The sequence below is a fragment of the Mycolicibacterium sp. MU0053 genome (assembly GCF_963378095.1).
GTDB lineage: Bacteria > Actinomycetota > Actinomycetes > Mycobacteriales > Mycobacteriaceae > Mycobacterium > Mycobacterium burgundiense.
Genome location: NZ_OY726397.1, coordinates 4,706,704 through 4,729,541 on the forward strand (window position 1 = coordinate 4,706,704; position 22,838 = coordinate 4,729,541).

At 67.4% G+C, this 22,838-nt stretch carries 22 protein-coding genes and 1 pseudogene; 5 read left to right on the forward strand and 18 right to left on the reverse strand.

All coding sequences use genetic code 11. From position 1 onward, the window contains the following. Positions 1-197: 197 nt before the first annotated feature. The gene (locus tag RCP80_RS22340; RefSeq protein ID WP_308479757.1) at positions 198-1,022 is read right to left on the reverse strand and encodes an SDR family NAD(P)-dependent oxidoreductase; all 825 of its coding nucleotides are present in this window, start codon (positions 1,020-1,022) and stop codon (positions 198-200) included. Between the two features lie 49 nt (positions 1,023-1,071). Continuing rightward, positions 1,072-1,752, reverse strand: coding sequence for a YoaK family protein (locus RCP80_RS22345; protein ID WP_308479758.1), 681 nt, complete (start codon positions 1,750-1,752; stop codon positions 1,072-1,074). 281 nt (positions 1,753-2,033) lie between these two features. Between RCP80_RS22345 and RCP80_RS22350 the strand changes: the two genes are divergently transcribed. Next, complete coding sequence (locus RCP80_RS22350) at positions 2,034-3,896, forward strand: fatty acyl-AMP ligase (protein WP_308479759.1); 1,863 nt, start codon at positions 2,034-2,036, stop codon at positions 3,894-3,896. A gap of 11 nt (positions 3,897-3,907) precedes the next feature. On the opposite strand, the gene RCP80_RS22355 is transcribed toward RCP80_RS22350, so the two are convergent. From RCP80_RS22355 to fadD5, 13 genes are all read right to left on the reverse strand, one after another. Then, positions 3,908-4,681 carry a mammalian cell entry protein gene (locus RCP80_RS22355; protein ID WP_308479760.1) on the reverse strand — a complete coding sequence of 258 codons (774 nt, stop codon included), beginning with the start codon at positions 4,679-4,681 and terminating at the stop codon, positions 3,908-3,910. Continuing rightward, the gene (locus RCP80_RS22360) at positions 4,648-5,193 is read right to left on the reverse strand and encodes an Rv1363c family protein (protein ID WP_308479761.1); all 546 of its coding nucleotides are present in this window, start codon (positions 5,191-5,193) and stop codon (positions 4,648-4,650) included. Before RCP80_RS22360 ends, RCP80_RS22355 begins: the two co-directional genes overlap by 34 nt. Continuing rightward, positions 5,190-6,185 carry an RDD family protein gene (locus tag RCP80_RS22365; RefSeq protein ID WP_308479762.1) on the reverse strand — a complete coding sequence of 332 codons (996 nt, stop codon included), beginning with the start codon at positions 6,183-6,185 and terminating at the stop codon, positions 5,190-5,192. Before RCP80_RS22365 ends, RCP80_RS22360 begins: the two co-directional genes overlap by 4 nt. Continuing rightward, positions 6,182-6,859, reverse strand: a complete 678-nt coding sequence (locus tag RCP80_RS22370; protein ID WP_308479763.1) for an Rv1363c family protein — start codon at positions 6,857-6,859, stop codon at positions 6,182-6,184. The genes RCP80_RS22365 and RCP80_RS22370 overlap by 4 nt, the downstream gene beginning before the upstream one ends. Beyond that, positions 6,829-8,376: an MCE family protein gene (locus RCP80_RS22375; RefSeq protein ID WP_308479764.1), complete on the reverse strand. Its 1,548-nt coding sequence runs from the start codon at positions 8,374-8,376 to the stop codon at positions 6,829-6,831. Before RCP80_RS22375 ends, RCP80_RS22370 begins: the two co-directional genes overlap by 31 nt. Positions 8,377-8,379: 3 nt before the next feature. Further along, positions 8,380-9,531, reverse strand: coding sequence for a virulence factor Mce family protein (locus RCP80_RS22380; RefSeq protein ID WP_308482982.1), 1,152 nt, complete (start codon positions 9,529-9,531; stop codon positions 8,380-8,382). Further along, positions 9,531-11,162, reverse strand: coding sequence for a virulence factor Mce family protein (locus tag RCP80_RS22385; protein ID WP_308479765.1), 1,632 nt, complete (start codon positions 11,160-11,162; stop codon positions 9,531-9,533). Before RCP80_RS22385 ends, RCP80_RS22380 begins: the two co-directional genes overlap by 1 nt. 4 nt (positions 11,163-11,166) lie before the next feature. Beyond that, on the reverse strand, positions 11,167-12,744 hold the full coding sequence (locus tag RCP80_RS22390) for an MCE family protein (RefSeq protein ID WP_308479766.1): 1,578 nt from the start codon (positions 12,742-12,744) through the stop codon (positions 11,167-11,169). Then, positions 12,741-13,781, reverse strand: coding sequence for a virulence factor Mce family protein (locus RCP80_RS22395; protein ID WP_308479767.1), 1,041 nt, complete (start codon positions 13,779-13,781; stop codon positions 12,741-12,743). The genes RCP80_RS22390 and RCP80_RS22395 overlap by 4 nt, the downstream gene beginning before the upstream one ends. Then, positions 13,778-15,010 carry an MCE family protein gene (locus tag RCP80_RS22400; RefSeq protein ID WP_308479768.1) on the reverse strand — a complete coding sequence of 411 codons (1,233 nt, stop codon included), beginning with the start codon at positions 15,008-15,010 and terminating at the stop codon, positions 13,778-13,780. The genes RCP80_RS22395 and RCP80_RS22400 overlap by 4 nt, the downstream gene beginning before the upstream one ends. A 4-nt stretch (positions 15,011-15,014) precedes the next feature. Beyond that, positions 15,015-15,884, reverse strand: a complete 870-nt coding sequence (locus tag RCP80_RS22405; protein WP_308479769.1) for an MlaE family ABC transporter permease — start codon at positions 15,882-15,884, stop codon at positions 15,015-15,017. Positions 15,885-15,894: 10 nt separating this feature from the next. Continuing rightward, entirely contained in the window at positions 15,895-16,689 is a 795-nt protein-coding gene (locus RCP80_RS22410) for an MlaE family ABC transporter permease (protein ID WP_308479770.1), read from the reverse strand. Positions 16,690-16,977: 288 nt separating this feature from the next. Beyond that, positions 16,978-18,573, reverse strand: a complete 1,596-nt coding sequence (fadD5, locus tag RCP80_RS22415) for a fatty-acid--CoA ligase FadD5 (RefSeq protein ID WP_308479771.1) — start codon at positions 18,571-18,573, stop codon at positions 16,978-16,980. 122 nt (positions 18,574-18,695) lie between these two features. Between fadD5 and RCP80_RS22420 the strand changes: the two genes are divergently transcribed. After that, entirely contained in the window at positions 18,696-19,388 is a 693-nt protein-coding gene (locus tag RCP80_RS22420; protein ID WP_308479772.1) for a GntR family transcriptional regulator, read from the forward strand. Positions 19,389-19,397: 9 nt separating this feature from the next. Here the strand turns inward: RCP80_RS22420 and RCP80_RS22425 are convergent, their stop codons facing one another. Genes RCP80_RS22425 through RCP80_RS22435 form a run of 3 tightly spaced genes read right to left on the reverse strand, consistent with a single transcriptional unit; the run spans position 19,398 to position 20,774 of the window. Beyond that, entirely contained in the window at positions 19,398-19,595 is a 198-nt protein-coding gene (locus RCP80_RS22425; protein ID WP_308479773.1) for a hypothetical protein, read from the reverse strand. A gap of 41 nt (positions 19,596-19,636) precedes the next feature. Beyond that, a complete protein-coding gene (locus RCP80_RS22430) occupies positions 19,637-20,074 on the reverse strand; it encodes an SRPBCC family protein (RefSeq protein WP_308479774.1) in 438 nt (145 codons plus the stop codon). A gap of 55 nt (positions 20,075-20,129) precedes the next feature. After that, positions 20,130-20,774: a TetR/AcrR family transcriptional regulator gene (locus tag RCP80_RS22435; protein WP_308479775.1), complete on the reverse strand. Its 645-nt coding sequence runs from the start codon at positions 20,772-20,774 to the stop codon at positions 20,130-20,132. Between the two features lie 118 nt (positions 20,775-20,892). On the opposite strand from RCP80_RS22435, the pseudogene RCP80_RS22440 reads away from it, so the two are divergent. From RCP80_RS22440 to RCP80_RS22450, 3 genes and pseudogenes are all read left to right on the forward strand, one after another. Continuing rightward, positions 20,893-21,000 (forward strand): annotated as a pseudogene (locus RCP80_RS22440) (hypothetical protein); the annotation flags it as partial. 39 nt (positions 21,001-21,039) lie between these two features. Next, positions 21,040-21,780, forward strand: coding sequence for an HAD-IIA family hydrolase (locus RCP80_RS22445; RefSeq protein WP_373693394.1), 741 nt, complete (start codon positions 21,040-21,042; stop codon positions 21,778-21,780). A gap of 99 nt (positions 21,781-21,879) precedes the next feature. Next, a complete protein-coding gene (locus tag RCP80_RS22450; RefSeq protein WP_308479777.1) occupies positions 21,880-22,767 on the forward strand; it encodes an oxygenase MpaB family protein in 888 nt (295 codons plus the stop codon). The last annotated feature ends 71 nt before the right edge of the window (positions 22,768-22,838 follow it).

The following is a 22,838-nucleotide window of genomic DNA, read 5'->3' on the forward strand; positions in this document are numbered from 1 at the left end:
AACGACACAACTGTAGCAAATTTTTCAGGTGAATCTCAGCATTGACAGTTTTCTCTCAGGAAACTCCATATCACCTGGCAGCGGCGTTGATGTAGTTCATTTTCGTCAGCGTAAATGAGTCTAGGCCAACTCAATGTGCGCCGAAACCCGCTTTCCAGCAAAAATTACCGGCACCACGGATTCCGAAGCTTGGCCCGCTAGGGCTGTCCGAACAGTCTGCGCACCAACACGTCCGATACAAACGGGGGCACATTTGTCATGACGGCCATTTGCACCGACTGCGCCAGACCGGTCGCGTAGCGCGCCGACGGGCGCTTGGCGGTCAACGCCTCCTCCACCACCTCGGCCACCGTGTGCGGCTGCGCGGCCAGCCGCTGCGACAGCGGGATCATCTTCCTAAATCCCGCAACATGTTTCGCGTACAGCACACGCTGCTCGGCGCTCATCGCCGCCTCCAGATCGTCGGCGGTCTGGGGCGCGGTCTCCCACATATCGGTCGCGGTCTGCGCCGGCTCTACGACGCTGACGTCAATGTGCCACGGCCGCAACTCCATTCGCAACGCATCCGCGGCGGCCTCCAACGCGAACTTCGACGCGCAATAAGCACCGAGCAGCGGCACCGAGATACGGCCATTCACACTGGAAATGAATACAATTCGCCCGCGGGATCGACGCAGCCGCGGCAGCACGGCCTGCGTCACCGCCAGCTGACCGACCACATTGACCTCGAGCTGGCGGCGCAGGTCGGCCATGCCGATGGTCTCCAGCGGACCACCCACCACCACACCCGCATTGTTGACCACCGCGTCCAACCGCTCGGGTAATCCGTCGTCCAGAGCGGCTATATGTGCGGAATCCGTAACGTCGAGCGTCACCGGGGTGACTCTGGGCATCGATCCGATGGCGGCCGCGTCGGCCGCGCTGCGCACTCCCGCCACAACATCCCATCCCAAGGTGGCCAGGTGCGCGGTGATGGCTCGGCCGATCCCGCGAGCGGCCCCGGTCACGAGTACGGCAGGCATGTTCTCGACACTAGCGGACCACGGATTCCGTAGCCCCATGCCAAAAGGTTTATGCCTCGGCCCCCGGCCCGTACCGAAAGATCACCATTGCGGCCAGCACCACCACGGCCGCCAACGCGATCACCGGCGCCACCGTGAACCGCGTCATCGTCGCGCCGATCACGGCTCCGCCTAGCATGGTGAAAATCACTGTGTAGCGCAGCTTTTCGCGATCACCGGTACCGCCGGCCAGGCGCGAGTCGACCCCGATGCCGACAATCGTGGAGGTCAGCACCGTGGTGCTGAGTTCCTGCACCCCGAACTGGCGCGCGGCCGCGTTCTGCGAGCCGAAGGCCATCGCCAGCCCGGCGATCAGGATCAGCTTGCCGTTGTCGTTGTAATCCAGCACCCCGGCGCCCGCCAGGATCGAAAGCGTCAGCAGCAGCACCGCCTCGACGCCCAGGGCGACCGTGAGCCACAGCCGCGTCTCAGCCGCCAGATGCCGCGCGAACCGGCCGCTCAGGATCGTGCCCGCAAGGAAGCCTGCGAACGCCACGACCGCGGCGGTCAGATCCACGCCGGAGTGCGGGACGAACCAGAACCCCAGGAAGATCACATTGCCGGTCATATTCGCGACGAACACATGCCCGAGGATCAGGACGCTGACGGCGTCCACCAGACCGGTCGCGAACGTCAACAGCAGCAAGGCTGCGGTGGTGAGCTTGTCAGACACCGGGGAGGCGACGCCCATGCTGCCCAGTATCGCCTGCCCGGTGTCCACCCCCGACCTGGTTGGGACGAACCCGCGAACATCCGGGCCGCTGGCGCCACCCGAGCCGTCCGAAGTCCGTCCTGTGCAGCTCGCGGTTAGGAATGTACACGCGCGTGACCAGAAATATTGACGCTTGGTGATATTAATTATTCAGCTGCGCAAATCCAGCGGGGCACGACCATCTCGGAGGCCGTTCACGTGACCACTATCACCGCCGCTCGATGCCAGCATTAATTAGCACTACTACTAGTGTCATCGGGATGGGTCGGGATCCCCTCGCTAACAATGCCGTGCGCGCCTCCGTTGACGTCAGCGTCGAGGACTATGTCGGCGACGACGGCACCATCGTCATACCGGACGGCGTCACGTTGACTTCGTTCCTGGACCGCAACCGCGCAGCGTTCGGCGATCAGCCGTCCTACCGGTTCCTCGACTACTCCAGCGACGCCGACGGCCGGGTCGTCGAACTCAGCTGGAACGGCTTGTGGACGCGGGTATCCGCCGTCGGAGCCCGCCTGCAGCAGGTCACCCAGCCGCGCGATCGGGTGGCGATCCTGGCCCCCCAGGGCGTCGACTATGTCGCCGCATTCTTCGCGGCCATCCACGCGGGCAACGTCGCGGTGCCGCTGTTCGCGCCGAGCCTGGCCGGACACAACGAGCGACTGTCGGCCGTGCTGGCCGATGCCCAGCCCACCGTGGTGCTCACGACCAGCAGCGCGGCCGAATCGGTGCGCAACATCCTCAAGCAGATCCCGGCGGCGTCGCGGCCGCGGGTGATCGCCGTCGACGCCGTGCCCGACAGCGTGGCCGACATGTTCACGCCCCCGACGCTGAACACCGACGACGTCGCCTACCTGCAGTACACCTCGGGTTCGACGCGCACGCCGGCCGGCGTGCAGATCACGCACCGCAACGTGTGCACGAACGTGATCCAGATGATCCTGACCGGCGACCTGGACCTGGGCGTGCGCAGCGTCAGTTGGCTGCCGCTGTACCACGACATGGGTCTGATCATGATCATGTTCCCCGCGCTGTGCGGCAGCCACATCACGCTCATGGACCCGATGGCGTTCGTCCGGCGCCCCTACCGCTGGATCAAGCAACTCGGCATCGAGGCCGCGCACGGGCGCACCTTCGCGGCCGCACCGAATTTCGCGTTCGAACTCGTCGCCGAGCGTGGACGCCCGCCGCAGGGCGAAACCCTGGATCTGACCAATGTCGTGACCCTGCTCAACGGATCCGAACCCGTGACCATGACGGCCATCGAGAAATTCACGACGGCCTTCGCGCCCTACGGTCTGCCGGCGACGGCCATCAAACCGTCCTACGGGATGGCCGAGGCCACCCTGTCGGTCGCCAGCATCTCGTCCTCGGACGCGGCCAGCGCGCGCTACTTCGACCGGGACCAGTTGAGCGACGGCCGCGCTGTCACCGTGGACGCCACCGACCCCGGCGCGGTCGAGCATGTGTCGTGCGGCAACGCGATCCCGAACCAGTGGCTGGTGATTACCGATGGCGACGGCAACGAGGTTCCCGAGGGCAGGGTCGGGGAAATCTGGCTGCACGGCAACAACGTCGGCCTCGGCTACTTCGGGCGGCCCGACGAGACCGAACGCGTCTTCGGAAACAAGCTGCAGACCCGGCTCGAGACGGACAGTCATGCCGTGGGCGTCGCCGACAACGCCTACTGGTTGGCGACCGGCGATCTGGGCACCTACGTCGACGGTGTGGTGTACCTGACCGGCCGCATCAAGGACATGATCATCGTCGACGGCCGCAACCACTACCCCACCGACATCGAGACCACGGTGGGACTCGCGTCCCCCGCGGTGCGCTCCGGATACGTGGCGGCCTTTGCCATTCCGGGTGACCGCGGCGAGCAACTGGTGATCGTCGCCGAACGCGCCGCCGGGGCCGGACGGACCGAACCGGGTGCCGTCGTCGACACCGTCCGCGCCGCGGTGTCCCGCCGTCATCAGGTCCGCATCGCGGATCTACGGTTCGTCGCGGCCGGCACCATCCCCCGGACGACGAGCGGAAAGCTGGCTCGAAGCGCTTGCCGGGCCGAGTATTTGGCGGGGCGCTTCGACCGCTACGCGACCGCGCAGCCGGACCGTCCGTAGCGGGTCCGCCCTCAGATCTGCGGAGTGAGGTCCAGGTTGGTGATCGCGCTCATCCCGGTCACCAGCCAGTCGCCCGAGTCCTGGTGCAGCGTCAGCCGGTAGGAGATGTACTTCAGCGACGGGATGTCCTTGGTCAACGGGCTCGTCGAGGTGGAGTTGGTGTAGACGATCGCGGTGGCGTCCGGACCGTCGAGGCTCTCCACCGCGGCGCCGACGACCTCGGTGGAGTTGCTGACCTGCGCCTGCCGGTTGGTCGGCACGATCGCGTCGATGTACTTGCGGTACTCGGCCTGAAAGTCGCCGGCCAGGAAGCGCGCCGACCGGTTGGCCAGCTGATCCATGTTCTCCGGGGTGTAGGTCCACAGCGTGGTGATCGCATCGGCTGCGGTGCGGGCAATCTCGACCTTGGTCTGCACTGCGGCACGCTCGGCGATGTAGGGCTGCGCCATGGCCCCGGCGAAGGCGCCGGCCCCGATGAACAGCGCGGCCGCGATCCCGATCACGATGGGGGCACGCCGGCCCGGCGGGGTGCGCTCGACGAGCACGACCGCCTCGGCCGGGGACTGCTCGGGAGCCTCCGGTGCCGCCGGTTCGTCGGGTTCGGCGTCGGGGTCGGCGGCGGCCCCCGGGCCGGGTGCATCCTCGCCGGGCGGCGCCGTCGCGGCGGCCCGTCGCCGCTTGCCCTGCGGCACCCGCGGGCGGCGCTGGGTCGCCTCGGACTCCTCGACCGGCGATCCTTCGGCGGCGTCGCTCAGATCACCGGAACCAGTTCGCTGATCTTCCATTGGCCCCCCTCCTCGATCGCGGTGACCACCCAACGGTTGCCATTCTCCACCCGGTTGCCGTCCGGCATGACGGTGACGGTCTTGGTCACCACCACCACCGTGGCGCTGTCGTCGTCGTTGAACCGTTGCACGCCGGCCTCGACCACCTCACCGGTGGTCGGCTCCGACCGTGCCACGGTGACCGCCACCTCGTTGATGCGGGATTGAAAGTTCTCGGCGAATTTGCCCGTGGCCTGGGCCAGCACGCCGTCGGCGTAGGCGTTGGCGTTGAACGGGTCCGGCGAGGTGAACTCGGTCATGAACGACCGCACGAAGCCGAGGGTCGCCACCGTGCGCATCGCCTCCCGGTGTTGCTTCTGGTGCGTGAACAGCACCACGGCGCTGACGGCCACCGCGGCGACGATCAACACGAGCGCCGCGGCCAACACCGCGGTCAGCCCGCGAGTCCGGGGCGGTGGCGCCGGCAGCTCGGTGAAACTTGTTGCGGCCGAGAGATTTCGACGCGGACTCATCCGCCACCCCCGGCCGGGTCGGGTTTGGCCAGCACCGTCAGGTTGTCCACCTTCCACTGGCCGTCGCTGCGCGCGAAGTCGACCTGCACCGTGGCGGAGATGGTCCGGAAGTCCGGCGGCACTCCACGCTGGCCCTGCAGCAGCACCAACATCGTGCCGCGATCGGCGGTCGCGGTCAGCACGGCGGCGTTGGGCGACCAGTAGTCGTTGTCGACGACGGAGTTGTCGCCCGCGGCCCGCCGGATGGTGTTCTGCTGTTCCTCCAGTTGCGGGCGGTAGGAATCGGTCACCACCGCGGCGGCCCGCTCGAAGTCCTCCTGCAGCGAGGCGGCCTGATAGCTGAGCATGTCGGTCACCAACTTCGGGCCCTGCACCGCCAACTGCTCACGGGTCTGGGCCAACCGCTGATCGGGTAGGTACACCGTGCTGTATCCCAACGCCGCGGCGGCGACCGCGATGATGGCACCGGCCGAAACCGCCTTCACCACGGTGGCTTTGGCCCGCCGCGGTTTGGGGGTGCGCACCCTGACCTCGGTGCGCGCCAGGATGTCGGCGACCGTCCGGTTGCGGCTGTCCCACAGCGGCCACAACCAGCCCAGCAGCAGGGCCGCGGTGTCGACCAGGTGCGCGGCGTCGCGGGCCAGCAGGCGCCACGGCCCCAACTCGGTCGTGGCGGTGCCGTCGCGGCCCACCACCGCGATCCCGAACAGCGCCCGGCCCATGCTCCATCCGGTCAGTGCCGGGAGCAGCAGGCGATTGGCCGTCACCGCCAGCAGCACCACGGCCGCGGCGATCACCGTCACCCACCACAGCCATCCGCCCCCCGGGGTCGACCACGCGACCAACCCCAGGGCGGTGAGCACGCCGAGTCCGGCCAGCACGTCCAGCCCGAAGGCCCCCGCGCGGGCCGGCCAGGACGCCAGCGTCACCTCGGCGGGATCGGCTGCGGCCGTGGGGGTATCGAGGTCATCGCGGGTCGGCAATTCCGTCACCGGGTCACCTGGTCGAGCTTGGCGATCTTGTAGGTGCCGTCGGTGGGAGCCATCTGGACCCGCAGCCGATAGCCGGTCTCCTGATCCTGGACCGTGCTGTTGCTGACCTTGACGCGCAGCGCCACCAGCACGTCCACCGAGCCGTCGTCGTGGTGGCGTTCGGCGGCCGCGCGAATATTGGTCACCCGGACCTGGGCGTTGGCGGCCTGGTAGGCGTCGACCAGGATGCTGCTGTAGAGCACCGCCTGAGCGCCGAAATCGCCTGTGCCGCATTCGATGATCTTGCGCTGGCTGGCCTCCATGGCCGCCAGGTCCGGGGCCTGGGTGGCGATCACGCAATCCTTGGCCGCCTGCACCGCCGCCGCCTCGGCCGCGTTGCGGTCCCCCATGTCCTCGTCAGCGGACTTGGCGAGTACGCCGGCCCCGGTGATCAGCAGCGCCAGCAGCAGCAGGGTCGCGCATACGCCGACCACCCAGCCCCGGCTGTACAGCCGGGAACGCTGCTGCGGTTTGCCCACCTCCGAGCGACTGTCAGCGACGATCTCGGCGCCCTCGTCGCCCTGCCGCTCGTTGTCGCTGTGAGGTGGGCAAACCGCATCGGCATCTTCGACCGCGAGCTCGCCGCCCTCGTCCTCGGGTGGGGTCAGCCGGCCGGAGCCAGCATCTCCTTCCATCCGTCGTCTCCTGTGTTGGTCGAACTGTCGACGGTGTACTTCACGCCGTCGGGCCCGACGACTTCACCACGTTGCGGGTTGTACACCGCGGCGGTGCTTGATGTCGGAGTGTAGATACACGGGTTGGGTTGCTGGCCACTGCACTGCACCGTGCCGCTGCCCGGCGGGGACAGCGGATCGCTGACGATCGGCGCCGGCGGCGGCAACTTGTCCGCGGGCAGCGGGTTGAGGCCGGTGTTGATCGACGGCGCCGGAATCACCCGGCCCGGGTCCACCGGCTGATCGCAGCGCGCGCCGGGCGCGGGGCAGTTCAGCATCTGATTCGGATCGCCGTACCAGGGGTTGGTCCCCATCGGCACGTACGGTTCCTCGGACCGGCATTCCCGCGGCGTCGCGGCGCGCTTGCCCGGCACATCGGCGCACGGATAGTTGCGGGCACCGCGCACCACATTCGGCGCATCCTTCGGGATCTTGCAGTAGGTGCCGCTGGGCAGCGGCGCCGTGGTGGTGTCCGCCGGCGCCCGCCACTCGCTGGCCGGCAGGAACCCGGTCAGGCACGGCGGCGGCTGGTTGATGGTCAGGCTGAAGTTCAGCGCCGCGGCATTTTCGAACGGCGCCGCAACGGCCTGGGCCACCGAGGCACCCTGCGGCAAGACCACCAGCGTCTGCTCGAGGCCCTTGTTGTAGCGCTTGAGCATGTCGAGCACGATCGCGAGGTTGGCCAGCGTCTGCGGCAGCGCCTCCCGCACGTCGCTGAACACCGCCGCGACGGCGTCCGCGGTGGGCGCGGCGTTGGTCAACGTGTTGCGCAGCACCTGGTCCTGAGCCGCGGTCTGGGTGGTGATGCTGTTCAGATTGCGTGCCCACCTTGCGATCTCGTCACCGGAGTTGACCTGGCTGTCGATGATCGGCGCCGAGTTGTCGACGATGTCGTTGATGTCGTTGATGTGGGTCCGGAAATCACCGACCACCGCCTGGGTGCCGTCGACGAGCCGCTGCAGCGCCGGGCCGAGTCCCCCGACCGCGATCGCCGTCTCGTCCAGCAGCGCCGAGATCTTCTCCTTGGGTAGCACCGCCAGACCCCGGTTCGCGGCGTCCAGGGCCGGGCCGATCTCCTGGGGCACCGTACCGTCGGTGATGGTCTGCCCCGGCGCGAAGTACTGGTCGCCGCCGCCCTCGGACACCAGATCCAGATACTGCTCACCGATCGCGGACACCGAGTGCACATTGGCCGTGGCGTTCACCGGGATCCTGTAGTTGTCCGCGATGCTCATCGTCGCCAGGGCGCCGCGTTCGGTGGGCTCGACCGAGGTGACCTTGCCGATCGTGATGCCGCGGTAGGTGACGTTGGCCGTGCGGTACAGGCCGCCGGAGGCCGGCAGGTCCGCCTTCAGCTGATACTGGCCGATGCCGGCCATGCTCGGCAGCCGCAGGTAGTACCACCCCAAGGTGACGAGCGCGACCAACGTGAGCACCGTGAACAGCACCAGCTGGATCCGGATGAAACGGGTCAGCATGACCTACTCCCCCCTCTCGACCAGCGGGCCGCCGGCAACCGAGTTGGGGTTGGGCGTGAACCGGACATCGGGGATCATCGTCGCGGGGTCGCGGCCCCACGACTGCTCGAGGGCCCGCAGCATGCCGGAGACCCCGGTCCCGGTGAGGAACGCGTTGTCCAACGTGCTCAGCGTCAGGTCGAACGTCGCGGAGGTGTTGATGTAGTCACCGCGCACCACCTTCGGCACGTTGTCGATGTTGAACGGCGCGGTCAGCAGCAGCCTGAGCGAGTCCACCAGGTACGGCGAGGCCTTCGCCAGCTGCTTCAGCGGACGCTGCAGCAGCTGCAGGTTGGTCTCCAAGTTCGCCCGCGCCGCCGACAGGGTCTCGTCGGTGATCGCGGAGAACCGGCCCAGCGAGGTCACCGCGTCGGCGAATACGTCGCGCTGGTTTGCGAAATACTCGATCAGCGGCGGGATTTCGGTGAGCACCCGATCCAGGGTGTCGTTGCGCTCGGCGACGATGGTCAGCAACTCGTTGGTCGAATCGATGGCGCGGGTCAGGTCCTCCCGCTGCTCGTTGAGCTCCCGGGTGAAGGTGTCCAGCTTGCCCAGGAACGCCCGGATTTCGCCGGCGTTGCCGTCGAGGATGTTGCTGACCTCGGTCTGGATCACCTCGAGATTCGGGATGCCGCCGCCGTTGAGCACCGTGGCGATGCTGGCCAGCGTGCGCTCGGTGGTGGGGTAGGCCGTCGAATTCTTCAGCTCGATGGTGTCGCCGGTGCGCAGTTGTTCGGGCGACGGATCCGCCGGCGGGGCCAACTCGATGTGCTGGCTGCCCAACAAGCTGGTCTGACCGATCCGCGCCGTCGCGTTCGCGGGCAGCGCGATGCCCGGTTCCATGTCCAGGGTCAGCGTGGCGACCCAGTTCTTCAGCTCGATCGCGCGCACCGAACCGACGTTCACGTCGGCCACCCGGACCTTGCTGTTGACGTTGAGCGCCAACGTATCCGGCATCTGGACGTAGATCCGCATGTTGTCCGCTCCGGTGCCCGGGCCGCCGGGCAGCGGGACGTTGGCAATGCCGCGCCACCCGCACGAGGCCAGCATCAACGTCGCGGCCAGCAACACCAGCCCGCGCCAGGCGACGCGACGAGTCAACCGCAGTGCCTGCATCATCGACCACCCACCTCAGCCGGCAGCGGCGGACCGGCCGATGCCGGCGGCGCTGCCGGCGCCGGACCCTGCTGGGCCGGGTTGGTGCCCGGCAACTGCTGCGACACCGGCAACGGGCCGGGGACCACCCCGGGATCCGGTCCCGGCGGTGGGCCGGGCTGCGGGTACCACGGCGGCGGCAGCGGATTGTTCTGGTCGTAGGCGTTCGGCGGGGCGCCGCCACGCGGGCCACCCGGCGACAGCACCGGATCGGGACCACCCATCAACGCGGCCAAGGAATCCGGCGTCAGCATGTTCTTGGTGAACTGCTGGACCTGCACGCCCTGCATGCCCGGCGCCACCACCCACCCCGGCTCGTGGTTGCCGTGCGAGAACAACGTGTCGCGGGCGAAGATGCCCGGCACGGTGGTGTCCTTGTACCCCGGCGGCGGCCGCAGCCGCTCCTCGGAATAGGCGACGGTCTTGGGTTGGGTTGCCGCCGTGGAAATCTGGTTGATGCCGAACGGCGGATAGTTGAACTTGATCGCATCCATCACCGGTGCCAGGTACTGCGCGCACAACTCCGCGGACTCCTGATAACCCAGCCGGCTACCGGCCTGAATCGAGCTGCAGATGAACTGCATGGGGTTGGCGAAGCTCGCGACCACCGGGATGGCGGTGAGCGAACCGCTGGTGGGTTCGTAGATGCTCACCAGGTTGGCGGCCAAGTTCGGGAACACGTGCAGCGCGGTCTCCAGACCATCGCGGGGCTCGGGCTGCAGCAGCGCGGTGGTGGCCTCGCTCAGGTTGTTGATGTCGTGCGCCAGCACCTCGCCGTTCTCGTCGACGAAATCCCTTGCGGTGACCAGCAACTGATCGACCTGCTGCAACGTCTCGGACAGCTCGGTGTCGGTCTGGTTGAAGCTGCCGGTGAACTCGGCGAGGTTCGAGTTCAGCGCGACGAACTGCTGATCGCTCTGGTGCAGCGCGTTGACGAACAGCGCCAGACTCTTGGCGACGGCGAAGAAGTCGCCGCGGCCGTCGTTGAGCGCGGTGATGGCCTCCGACAGCGACGTCAGGGTGGTGTTGAGCTGCTCCCCCTTGCCGGCGAAGCCGTCGGCGAAGGACTCCAGCACGTCACCGAACGGGCCCTTGGGCTGCTCGGGGGTGGGCCCCAATTGGCTGACGATGTCGGTGATCTGGTTGCGTAGGTCGTCCCATTCGACGGGCACCTGGGTGCGCTCGATCGGGATGACGGCGTTGTTCTTCATCACCGGGCCGCCGGTGTAGGCCGGCGAGAGCTGGATGGTGCGGGAGGCCACCAGGCTGGGATTCAGGATCGAGGCCGTCGCGTCCTCGGGCACCTTGTACTTGTTCTGGTAGTGCATGGTGACCCGCATGGTGTCGCCCTCGGGTTCGATCTTGTCGATCGCCCCGACCCGCACACCCATGATCTGTACCTTGTCGCCGGGGTACAGCGCCAGCGCCTGCGGGAAGTAGGCCACCACGGTGTTGGTGGTCAACCGTTTGTACAGCTGCCAGCCGACCAGCCCACCAACGAGGCCGAGCACGATCAGCAGCGCGCCGATCACCACCGCCGTCCGGGAGACGTTCGGCAGCTTGATCTTTCGGAAGTCATAGATCGTCGACACCGCCTCAGGTACCTCCTGTGTCGGGGACGAGGAACGGCGGGTTGCCCGGCAGCGGCGCTACGGTGTTCGGCGACAGTTGCTGCTCGGGACCCGGCGGCGGGGTGCCCTGCTCGCGCGGCACCGGCGGCACCGCCACCGGCGCGGGACCGGGGCCCGGCGCCGGACCCAACGGCGTGGTCCGCGAGTTGATCGGAGCGTCGGGCAGCGGCACCGGAGCGCCCGGCAGCGTCGGCGCGGGCTGACCGGGAATCCCCGAGCCCGGCAGCCCCGGCGCCGGCGGCGGCGCGTTCGGATTGGGGGGCGAGCTGAGCACTCCGGTCGGTCCCGGATAGTTCGGGCCGTACGGGTTGTCGCCGAACGGGCCCACCGTCAGGTCGGCGCACGGCAGCGGGTTGCCGGGCGACGGGATGCCGTCGGCGGGCGGGGTGTAGGAGCACGGCGAACCGGGCGGCACGGCCGGGCCGGGATGATCCGGGGTGCCCTCGAGGACGCGCGGCGCGGCCGGCGGGGCACCGTTGGCGTGCCGCTCGCCGTTGGGGTCCGGGAACTGGAAGGCCGGCAGACCCGCGTCGCGCCAGAACTTCTCGGGGTCGATACCGCGATTCTTGAATGCCGCGTCGATGAACGGTTGCAGCACCTGACCGGTGAGCAGATTGACGACCATCACCTTGAAGTACGGGCCCGAACCCAGCGCCTCGGCCAGCGAGGCGGTGAACTTGCTCAGCGTGATCAGCACGTCCTGTAGGTCGAACTTGTGCTTGACCAGCAGGTCGGTGACGATGCGCAGTTGCTCGAGCAGGTGGTTGAGGTTCGGGTTGTCGTTGATCAGGCCCTGGAACTGCGCGGAGACCAACTGCACGTTGGCCAGCAGGTTGTCGATGGCCTGGCCGCGCTGGTTGACCGCGGCCAACAGCGTCTTGCTGTTGACCAGCAGGTCGTTGACCTGACCGCTGCGGTCCCCGAGCACCTTGGCCACCTTGTTGGCGTTGGCCAGCAGCTTGGTGAACTGCTCGTCGCGCTTGCCGATGGTGTCGGAGAACCGGGCCACCCCGTCCAGCGCGGCGCTCAGGTGCGGATAGGTCTGATCTACGGTCTCGGACAACACGTTCAGCGACTGCTTGACGGTCTGGATGTCCCAGCCCGCGGCGGCCTTGGTGACGTCGAAGAACGCGTCGTAGATCTGGTACGGCGTGGTGCTCTGGCCCAGCGGCAGCTCGCCGTTGGCGCGCAGGATCTCGCTGCCGCGCGGCTCGACCTCGAGGACCTTCTTGCCCAGGATGGTGTCGGTGCGGATGGCGATCCGGCTGTCGGTGCCGATCTGGTTGGGGCCCAACGAGAAACCCATCACCACGTGATCACCGTCGATCTTCAGCGAGTTCACCGTGCCGACGTCCATGCCCGCGATGCGCACCTTGTCGCCGACGAGGATGCCGCCCGAGTCACTGAACTGCCCGTAATAGTTGGGCTGCGCGAACAGCATCGGGACGCTGGAGAAGCTCTGGCCCACACCGATCACCAGGATGGTGATCATGATGCCGACCAGGCCGTTGCGGATCCGGTTGTCGCCTTCGAGAGTCCTCATTGTGGTGTGCACCTACCCGTCGGCTGGGTGAACACCTTCACCGTGCGCACCGGCCCACCCGGCTGCGCGCCGTTGAGCTTGAGCGTCAGGTCGCACAGGTAGTAGTTGAAGAAGTCGCCGTAGACACCGCCGGCGCGGCCGATGATCTTCAGCGCCTGCGGCAGCTTGGTCAGCACGTCGTCGACCTCGGCCTGCTTGTCCACCAACGGCTGCGCGACGTTCTCGAGGTGGGCGATGGTGTCCTTGAGCACCGGCCGGTTGTCGGCCAGCAGATCGCCCAACGTGCCCGCGGCGCTGCTGATGTTGGCCGTCGAGTCGGCAATCGGATCCGCGCGGTTCTTCAGCCCGGTGATGAGCACTTCGAAGTTGTTGACCGTCTCGTCGAACTCCTTCTGGTGCTTGACGGTGGTGTCCAGCACCGTGTTCAGGTTGCTGATCACCTCGCCGATGGCCTGGTCGCGGTCGGCCAGCGCCGACGTCAGCTGGGCGGTCTGGTCCAGGATGTCGCTGATGGTGCCCCCCTGGCCCTGAAACACCGTGATGATGGACTGCGCGATGTTGTTGACCTTGTCCGGGTCCAGCGCGCGGAACAGCGGCTTGAACCCGCCGATCAGCGCGTCGAGGTCCAGCGCCGGGGTGGTGCGCGAGGTGGGGATCAACCCGCCGGGCTCGAGGATCCGGTCCGAACCCTCGCCCTGGCCGCGCTGCAGGTCCATGTACCGGTTGCCGATCAGGTCCTGGTAGCGGATCTGTGCGGTGGTCGACTGGTACAGCGGCAGCGTGCGGTCCACATTGAAGATGACCCGCACCTTCTGCCCGCCGTCGACGAGTTGGACCTTGTCGACCTTGCCGACCTCCACGCCCGAGGCCCGGACGAACTGACCGGCGCGCAGTCCGCTGGCGCTGTCGAATTCCGCTGTGTAACTGCTGGTTCGGTCGAAGCGGATCTGGCCGAACACCACGATGATGATTCCCGTGAAGAGCAGCAGCACCGCCGAGAAGGCGCCGAGCTTGATTGCGGTTCCGGTGATTTTCATGGGTTGATCGTGTTCTCCCCGCCTTGCCGGCCCCAGACGTATTCGGTGAGGATCGGTTGGCCGAGTTCCAGGTGGTTGTACGGCGCGATCGAGGCGCCGGTGTCCATCACCAGATACGGTGCGGGCCACAGGTCGCGGTCGATGCTCTGCCAGCAGCCCGGCGCGCCACCGGGGCCGCCGCGGGCGTTGATGCGGGGCAGGTTGTCCGGATAGACGTACGGGTTCTCCGCGCCGAGGAATGTGGTGTTGGTGTTCAGCGAATACCCGTTGCCGCCAAGGGATGCCGCCACCTTGGGCGCCACCCCGGCGAAGTTGCGCACGGTGCAGAACAGCGACGGGCTGTAGGTGTTCAGTGTCTGGGCCGTGGGCACCAGGTCCTCGGCGCCCCGGACCAGATACGGCCCGCCGCGCTCGAACACGTCGGCGCCGGTGTTGCCGAACCCGGCGGCCGCCAGCAGCGCCGAGTCCAGGTCGCCGCGACGCTCGTTGAAGGTGCGCGAGGTGGTCACGGCCCCGTCCAGGGCGTTCCACAGATCCGGTGAGGCATCGGTGTAGACCTCGGTGAGCTTCGCCAATTGCTGGATGTCGTAACGCAGTTGGGGCATCCGCGGGTTGACCTCGTCGAGGATCGCGTTGCCGTTGACCAGCGACTCGCCGAACTTGTCACCCAGGCCGGTCAGCGATTCGGCCGCCGCGCTCAGCGTCAGGTTAAGCTTGATCGGGTCGATCTGCTCGGAGATCGAGGTGATGGTCTCGAACAGCGTGTTGAACTCCGTGGTCACCCCCGAGACGTCGATGACGTCGTCGGAGCTGATCCGTTGGGCCACCGGGTCCTTCGGCGAGGTGAATGACACGTACTTGTTGCCGAACACCGTGGTGGCCTGGATGTTGGCCTGCACGTTGGCCGGGATCAGATCGATGTAGCGGGGGTCGACGTCCAACGTCAACTGCGCCTTGGTGGTGCCGTCCTGCTCCAGCGGATTCACCGCGGCCACCCGGCCGATCTGGACGCCGTTGAACGTCACCTTCGAACCGGGGTCCATCACCAGACCCGCGCGCTCGGCGACCAGCGTCAGCTCGGTCTTGTCGTCGAAGCCGCCGCGGAACTGGATGTAGAGCACCGTGGCCACCAGCGCGGTGACCAACGCGAAGACCAGCCCCGCCAACTTGTACGGCGGGGTGCGCGGTTTGTTCTCGCCAGCGCGAACCTGATCCATCCGTGTCGTCATGGCGTCACACCGTGAGGTTGAAGTTCGGGTCGGTGCCGTACAGCGCCAACGATGCGAACAGGACGACCACGACGATGGCCACCAGCGAGGTGCGCATCGACTTGCCCACGGCCTCACCGACACCCACGGCGCCGCCGCTGGCGAAGTAGCCGAAGTAGCAATGGTTGAGCATCACGATCACCGACATGATGATCACCTGCAGGAAGGACCAGAACACGTCGTCGACGCGCAGGAACGTGTTGAAGTAGTGCGAGTAGGTGCCGACCGACTGCGCGTAGAAGACGGTGGTCACCACCTGGGCGGAGAAGAACGACAGCAGGATGGCCATCGCGTAGAGCGGGATGATCACCACGGTGCCCGCCAGGATGCGGGTCGACACCAGATACGAGACGGACTTGATGCCCATCACTTCCAGCGCGTCGATCTCCTCGCTGATCCGCATGGCGCCCAATTCGGCCGTGGCGCCGGCACCGACCGTGGCCGCCAGCGCCTGCCCGGTGACGATGGGCGCGACGACACGGACGTTGGCCAGGGCCGCGAAGAAGCCGGTGAACGCCTCCACCCCGATGTTGCCCAGCGAGGCGAAGCCCTGGATGGCGATCAGCGACCCGGCGGACAGCGTGACGAAGCCGATGATGGCCACGGTGCCGCCGATGACGGCCATGGCGCCGGTGCCCATCCCGATCTCGGCGATCAGGCGCAGCACCTCACGGCGGTAGAACCGCAGCGCGTGCACCACCGATCCGATGGCCTGCAGGCAGAACCAGGCAACGTGACCGAGGGTGTCCAGCGCGCGCGCCGGCCAGCTGACGAAGTCGGTGAACTCGCCGTAGGCCCGGGGGAAGCGGCTGCGCAGGACTTGAGTGGTCGACATGGCTTAGCCCTCAGCTCCCGGTTCCGAACCGCACGCCGATGGTGGTCAGCACGACGTTCACGGCGAACAGCGCGACCACGCACAGCACCAGCGTCTCGTTGACCGCGGTCCCCACGCCCTTGGCGCCGCCGGAGACCGTGAGGCCGCGGTAGCAGCCGACCAGCCCGGCGATCAGGCCGAAGGTCAGCGCCTTGATCACCGAGATGATGACCTCGGGTAGGCCGGTGATCAGCGTCAGCGTGGCGAGATACGCACCGGCCGAGACGTTTTGGATGTAGACGCCGAAGATGTAGCCGCCGACCAGGCCGATGGTGATCACCGCACCGTTGAGCAGGAAGGCCACGAACGTGGAGGCGACCACCCGCGGCAGCACCAAGCGGTGGATCGGGTCGATGCCCAGCACCTCGAGGGCGTCGATCTCCTCGCGGATGGTGCGGGCGCCCAGGTCCGCGCAGATCGCCGTCGAACCTGCGCCGGCGACCACCAAGACCGTCACCAGCGGACCCAACTGGGTGACCGCACCCAGCGCCGCCCCGGCGCCGGAGACGTCGGCCGCACCGAACTCGGCGAGCAGGATGTTGAGCGTGAAGATGATCAGCACCGTCAGCGGGATCGACACCGCGACGGTGGGCAGAAAGGCCACCCGCATGAGGAACCAGCTCTGCTCGATGAACTCCCGCCACTCGAACGGGCGCAGCACCGACTTGCCGGTGAGCACAGACATCCGAAAGAACCCGCCGACCAGTTCCAGGGGCGTGCGCAGTTGGTCGCGCACATAACCGGTCAAGTTCGTCGATGCAGTCACCCGGCCGCCTTCGGCTGGACACCGCGTGGCACGCCTCGAGCACTCATGCCCAGCAGCTGGCGGTTCTGCACGCCCCCTCCTCGGCCCGATCGCTCTGGTGTGACCGCTGCCTCCCTACTCCTCAGTAGTAAGCCAGCCCACAGGAATGTACCCGATACCGCTTGTCCCCGGCACTCCATCGGCACGATTAACTCTCAATTGAGACCGACGCCAATTTTCCCGGGCGTCAATCGCTGCGCCGGCGGCCCGAAATAGGCGCTGCCGAGGCGGTCAGGGGCGTGCGGCCGGTTATTTCTCGCCGCTAAACCGCTCCCGCAGTTCGGTTTTCAAAACTTTGCCGGCGGGGTTGCGCGGCAGAGCCTCGACGATCTCCAGGCCCTTGGGATGCTTGTAGCGGGCCAGCCGCTCGTTGAGGAACTCGCCGAGTCCCTCGAGGTTGATCTGCTCCTCGGAAACGGCGGCCACCGCGATCGGCACCTCGCCCCACTTCTCGTCCTTGCGGCCGATCACCGCCACCTCGACGATCGCCGGGTGCGCGGCGAGGACGTTCTCCACCTCGGCACAGTAGATGTTCTCGCCGCCGGAGATGATCATGTCCTTCTTGCGATCGACAACCCAGACATAACCCTCGTCGTCCATCCGCACCAGGTCACCGGAGTGGAACCAGCCGCCCGCGAACGCTTCTGCGGTGGCCTGCGGATTGTTCCAGTAGCCCGCCATCAAAGTCGGTGCGCGGTAGACGATTTCACCGACCTCTCCCACCGGGACGTCGTTCATGTTCTCGTCGACCACGCGCGCGGCCACGGTGGGAATGACCTTGCCCACCGAGCCCAGCTTCCGCAGCGCGTCCTCGCCGAGCAGCATGCACGTCACCGGGGACATCTCGGTCTGGCCGAAGGCCGCCAGGATCCCGGCATTCGGGAACACGTCGGCCATCTCGCGCAGCAGCGTGTCCGACGCCGGGGCGGCGCCCCAGGAGATGATCCGCAGCTTGAGGTTGCGCGGCGCGGCGCGCTGCACGGCGCACACGGCCTGCCACTGGGCGGGTACCAGGAATATCGAGGTGACGCTTTCGGCCTCCAGGACGTCGAGCAACTGGCCGGGATCGAACGCACCCAGCGGGTGGATCACGATCGGACGCCCGAGAGTCAAGCCGGTGAGCAGGTTGCCGATGCCGGCGATGTGGAACAGCGGGACGCCGATGAAGCCGACGTCGTTGTTGAGGTCCGCGCCGCTGGTGAACAGCATGGTCATGGTCTGACCGGTCAGGTTGGTATGCGTGAGCACCGCGCCCTTGGGGCGGCCCGTGGTGCCCGAGGTGTACATGATCAGCGCCGGGCTGTCGTTGGGGACGTCGGCGGGCGGCTGCGATTCACCCTCTTCGGCGACCAGGTCCTCGTAACCGAGCACGCCGTCCTCGGTGGGCGCGTCCGCCACGATCACCGACTCCAGCACCGGAGCCAGGTCGCGCACCGCGGTCGCGACGCCGGCCAGCACCGGTTCGGTGACCATCACGCGGGCCTCGCAGTCCTCCACCAGGAAGCCCAGTTCGGGTGGGGTGAGCCGGAAGTTCACCGGCACCGCGATCGCCCCGATCCGGTTGGCGGCCAGCATGGCCTCGACGAACTCGGTGCGGTTGAGCATCAGAATCATCACCCGGTCGCCGTAGCCGACGCCGTGGCGGCGCAGCGCGTCGCCGAGAGCGGTGACCCGGCTGTCGAGATCGGCCCAGGTGATGGTCCGGCCCGCATGCCGCAGGGCGGGGGCGCCGGGTTGCATCTGGGCGTGCCTGGCCAACTGGGTCACCCAGTTCTGCCGACGCGCGAGGTAGGGCTGCTCGGCGGGCGTCTGATTGGTAGCACCTTCGGCCAACTGCGCGGTCAACGGTCGCTCCCCTTTTGCTCGGACTTGCGTGAATCTTACATTTGATCAAACATTGAGTTGCTCTGGTCACACTAGGAGTTCGACGGGTATCAGACAAGCCCATCTGCGCGCGAAAGGTCACCGTGAACGCACCGGCTCATGCGCAACCCCCGGCGCGGCGCGCGTTGCGCCGCGAGCAGCTGTCCGAGGAGGTCGCGGCCCATCTGCGCACCGCCATCACCTCCGGTCAGTTGCGCCCCGGGACCTTCATCCGACTCGACGAGACCGCCGCCAGCCTGGGGGTGAGCATCACCCCGGTCCGGGAGGCGTTGTTGACGCTGCGCGGCGAGGGCATGGTGCAACTCGAGCCGCACCGCGGTCACGTGGTGTTGCCGCTGAGCCAGGGCGACATCGAGGACATCTTCTGGTTGCAGGCCACCATCGCCAAGGAACTGGCCGCCTCGGCGGTCGAACACATCACCGATGAGCAGATCGAGGCTCTGGTCGCGCTCAACGACGACCTGGCCCGCGCCGTCGACGCCGCCGATGTGGACGCGGTGCTCAACGCCGAGTTCGCCTTTCACCGCGCATTCAACCGCAGCGCCGAGCGGATCAAGCTGGCATGGTTCCTGCTGCACGCCACGCGCTATACGCCGTCACTGGTGTACGCCGCCGATCCGGTGTGGGGCGCCGAGGCGGTCGCGCACCACACCAAGCTCATCGAGGCGCTGCGCGAACGTGCTGTGGACGCCGTGGTCGAGCTGGCGGAATGGCAGTTCACCGACGGCGCGCGCCGCCTCACCGACATGCTCAAGAACAGCGGGATGTGGGACTGAGCGGACCGCTCAGCGGTCGCTGTCCCCGTCGGGGTAGCCGTCGTCGGACAGGTCGACCACCTCGCGCTGCTCGCTGTAGTCGACGGGGTCGGTTTCCAGCGGCACCTCGGTGACCGGCTCGTCGTCGTGGGCGGGGTCCTCCACGGCAGCGGCCTGCGCAGCCACGTCGGCGGGGTCCGCCTGCGGGAGCGGATCTGAGTTCGGCATACCTACGACCCTAATGAAGTTCGGGCCCGGGCGCCGGGACGCTATCCGGCCAGCGCCTCGGCGCGGGTCTTCAGGTTGTTCGCCAGGTGCTCGAGGGCCTCGTTGACGACCTTCTTGACCATGACCGCCGGCACCGGGAACGTCGTTTCGACATCCATGTCCACCGTCAGCAGCGCGGTCGGGCCCATGCCGACCACCGAGAACAGCTGCTCCTGCTTGGCGAAGTGCTCGCCCTGCTGCATCACGGTCTGGATCTGGTTCGGCGCCGGGTAGTACACCGCCTGGATATAGGTGCCCTCGTTGCCCTGCACCAGGGTGTCGAGCCGGATCTGGCTGGGTCGGCCGTCGTCGTAGCGATGCAGCACCCAGCAGCCCTTGACCTCTTCGTTCCACTGCGGATAGGCCTCGAAGTCGGCGACGATCGCCAGGATCACGGCCTCGTCGGCGGCCACTTCAACGGTCTTGCTCACGATCGGCATTGCGGAATCCTAACGGCAGCCACCCGGCGCCGAGGCGGCCCAGCCCCCGGCCTTATTAGCGCTCGGCGCCGGTCAGCCCCTCGCCCAGCGGCGACTCGGTGCGGGTCTTCTCATCGCGGATCAGGCCGCGCAGCAATGCGGTACTGAACTCCGCGGCGATCTCCTTCTCGCTGCGCCGGCCGTGCGGTCGCAGCCACCGGTAGGCGCCCAGCGTCATCCCGATGTAGCCCAGCGCCAGCACATGCGAATCGCAGGGATAGAACTCGCCGCTGGCGATGCCCCGGTCCAGCAGGCCGTGCACGTGCTCGTAGACCTGGGTTTCCTTCTCGCGGACCTGGGCGACCTGCTCGGCGGTGAACCACTCGGCGATGTAGGGCTGCTCCTGGAAGTAGACGGCGGCGCCCTCGGGGTTCTCGGCAATCTGTTCGAGCAGCCGCACCGTGTACTGGTACAGGGCTTCCCGGGCCGACCAGGACGGGTCGTCGTGGACCGCGGCCAGGGTGCGCTGGGCCGCCCGTTGATAGATGTCGAACAAGATCAGCGACTTGCTGGCGTAGTAGTGGTAGACGGTCGCCTTGTTCAGGCCCACCACGTCGGCGACGTCGTCCATCCGGGTGCCGTGATAGCCACGGGCCGCGAACAGCTTGGTGGCCACTGCCAGCAGCTCTTCGCGGCGTGTCTGCCCGTTCTCTGACGCCATTTTCTACTCTCTAGGTACGACGCTCGGCGCCGGCTGACCAATCAACTAGTTGGCCAGTGTATGCAATGGCCGCGATCGTTGCCGCGCCGGACTCGCCGCGGGCTACACTTCGCGCATGGATCCGAATCCCGACTACGACGCCAGCGACGAAATCGAGTATTTCTTCTCGTGGCTGCCGTGGGCCCTGCGCGGAAACTACCCGCCGCCGGCCTACCCGCCCGTTTAATCGCGGGTGCGCGCGCCCTCGCAATGCTGGCTCACGGACATGGACGGCGTCCTTGTCCATGAAGATCACGCGCTGCCGGGCGCGGCCGAGTTCCTGGCCGCCCTCATCGACAAAGCGCGGCCCTTTCTCGTTCTGACGAACAATTCGATCTTCACACCGCGCGACCTGTCCGCCCGCCTCGCGCGGTCCGGCCTGAAGGTGCCCGAGGAGTCCATCTGGACTTCGGCGCTGGCCACCGCGGCGTTCCTCGGCGATCAGTTGCCCGGCGGGTCCGCGTACGTCGTCGGCGAGGCCGGCCTGACCACGGCCCTGCACGAGGTCGGTTACACGCTGACCGACAACAGCCCGGACTTCGTGGTCCTCGGCGAAACCCGCACCTATTCGTTCGAGGCCATCACCAAGGCGATCCGGCTGATCATCAACGGCGCGCGGTTCATCGCCACCAATCCCGATGTCACCGGGCCCTCGGCCGAAGGGCCGTTGCCGGCCACCGGATCCGTGGCCGCCATGGTCACCAAGGCCACCGGCCGGGAGCCGTACTTCGTCGGCAAGCCCAACCCGATGATGTTCCGCAGCGCGATGAACCGCATCGAGGCCCACTCGGAGAGCACCACGATGATCGGCGACCGGATGGACACCGACGTGATCGCGGGCATCGAGGCCGGGCTCGACACCATCCTGGTGCTCACCGGTTCCACCGCCGAGGCCGACATCGCGCGCTACCCGTTCCGGCCGGGGCGGGTGCTGCCCTCGATCGCCGACGTCATCGAGCTGGTCTAACCCCCACCCCGTACGCCCAAAGGTGAGTCTGGGCCGCAAAGTGCGAGTGGCTTCCGGCATTTCGTCGAACTCGGGGCGACCGTTGCTAGATTTGGCACCATGGGCACCCGGACCGACCTCGGGCCGCAGTCCCTGCTCTGGCGCTGGGCCGGCGACATGCGCATCGCGTTCGAGGGCGGGACGGCCGGCCTCATGCAGACCATGCACCCGGCGATCGGGCAGGGCCTGATCGACCACTCCAACTTCTTCGACGACCCGGTGGACCGCGTGTTCCGTTCCCTGCCAGGGATTCTCGGCACGGTCTACGACGGCCCCGACGCCGGCCGGACCGGCACGCGGGTTCGCGATTTCCACCGCGACATCAAGGGCGTGCTGCCCTCCGGTGAGCGCTACCACGCCCTGACGCCGGAAACCTACTGGTGGGCGCACGCCACCTTTCAGATGATGGTGCACCGACTCGCCGAATATTGGGACAGCCATCGGCTCACCAACGCCGAACGAGAACAGCTCTACCTCGAGGGCTGTGAATGGTACCGCCGCTACGGGATGACGGAGTCGGTGCTCCCACCGACGTTGGCCGAGTTCAACCAAGAGTACGAACGCTACTGCGGCGAGGTGCTCCAGCCGAACGCGGCGTCGGACTATCTCATCGAGTTCATCCAGCGGCCCGTCATTCCGGATATGAGCGCCTCGCCGGACTATCCCACCCACCCGCTGATGAAACCGCTCACCGACCGGCTGCTGCCCAGCCTTCCGGTGCGCGCGGCGCTGGCCCCGCCCATGCGGCTGGTGATCTTCGGTGGGTTGCCGCCCATTGTGCGGGAGCGGTTCTCGATCCCGTGGCGGCGCATCGACGAACGCAGCTACCGCACGGTGCGAGCCACCATCAGGTCGGGTTGGCGCACGGTTCCGGCCGCGTTGCGGTGGCACGACGCCGCCCGCCGGGGCTGGCTTCGCGAACTGGGTCGGGTGCCGCGTTCGGTCTAGGACCGCGACCGACTTCCTCGGCGACCGCACCGGTCCAGACCGCGACCGGTGGTAACGGGGTGCACGACGGC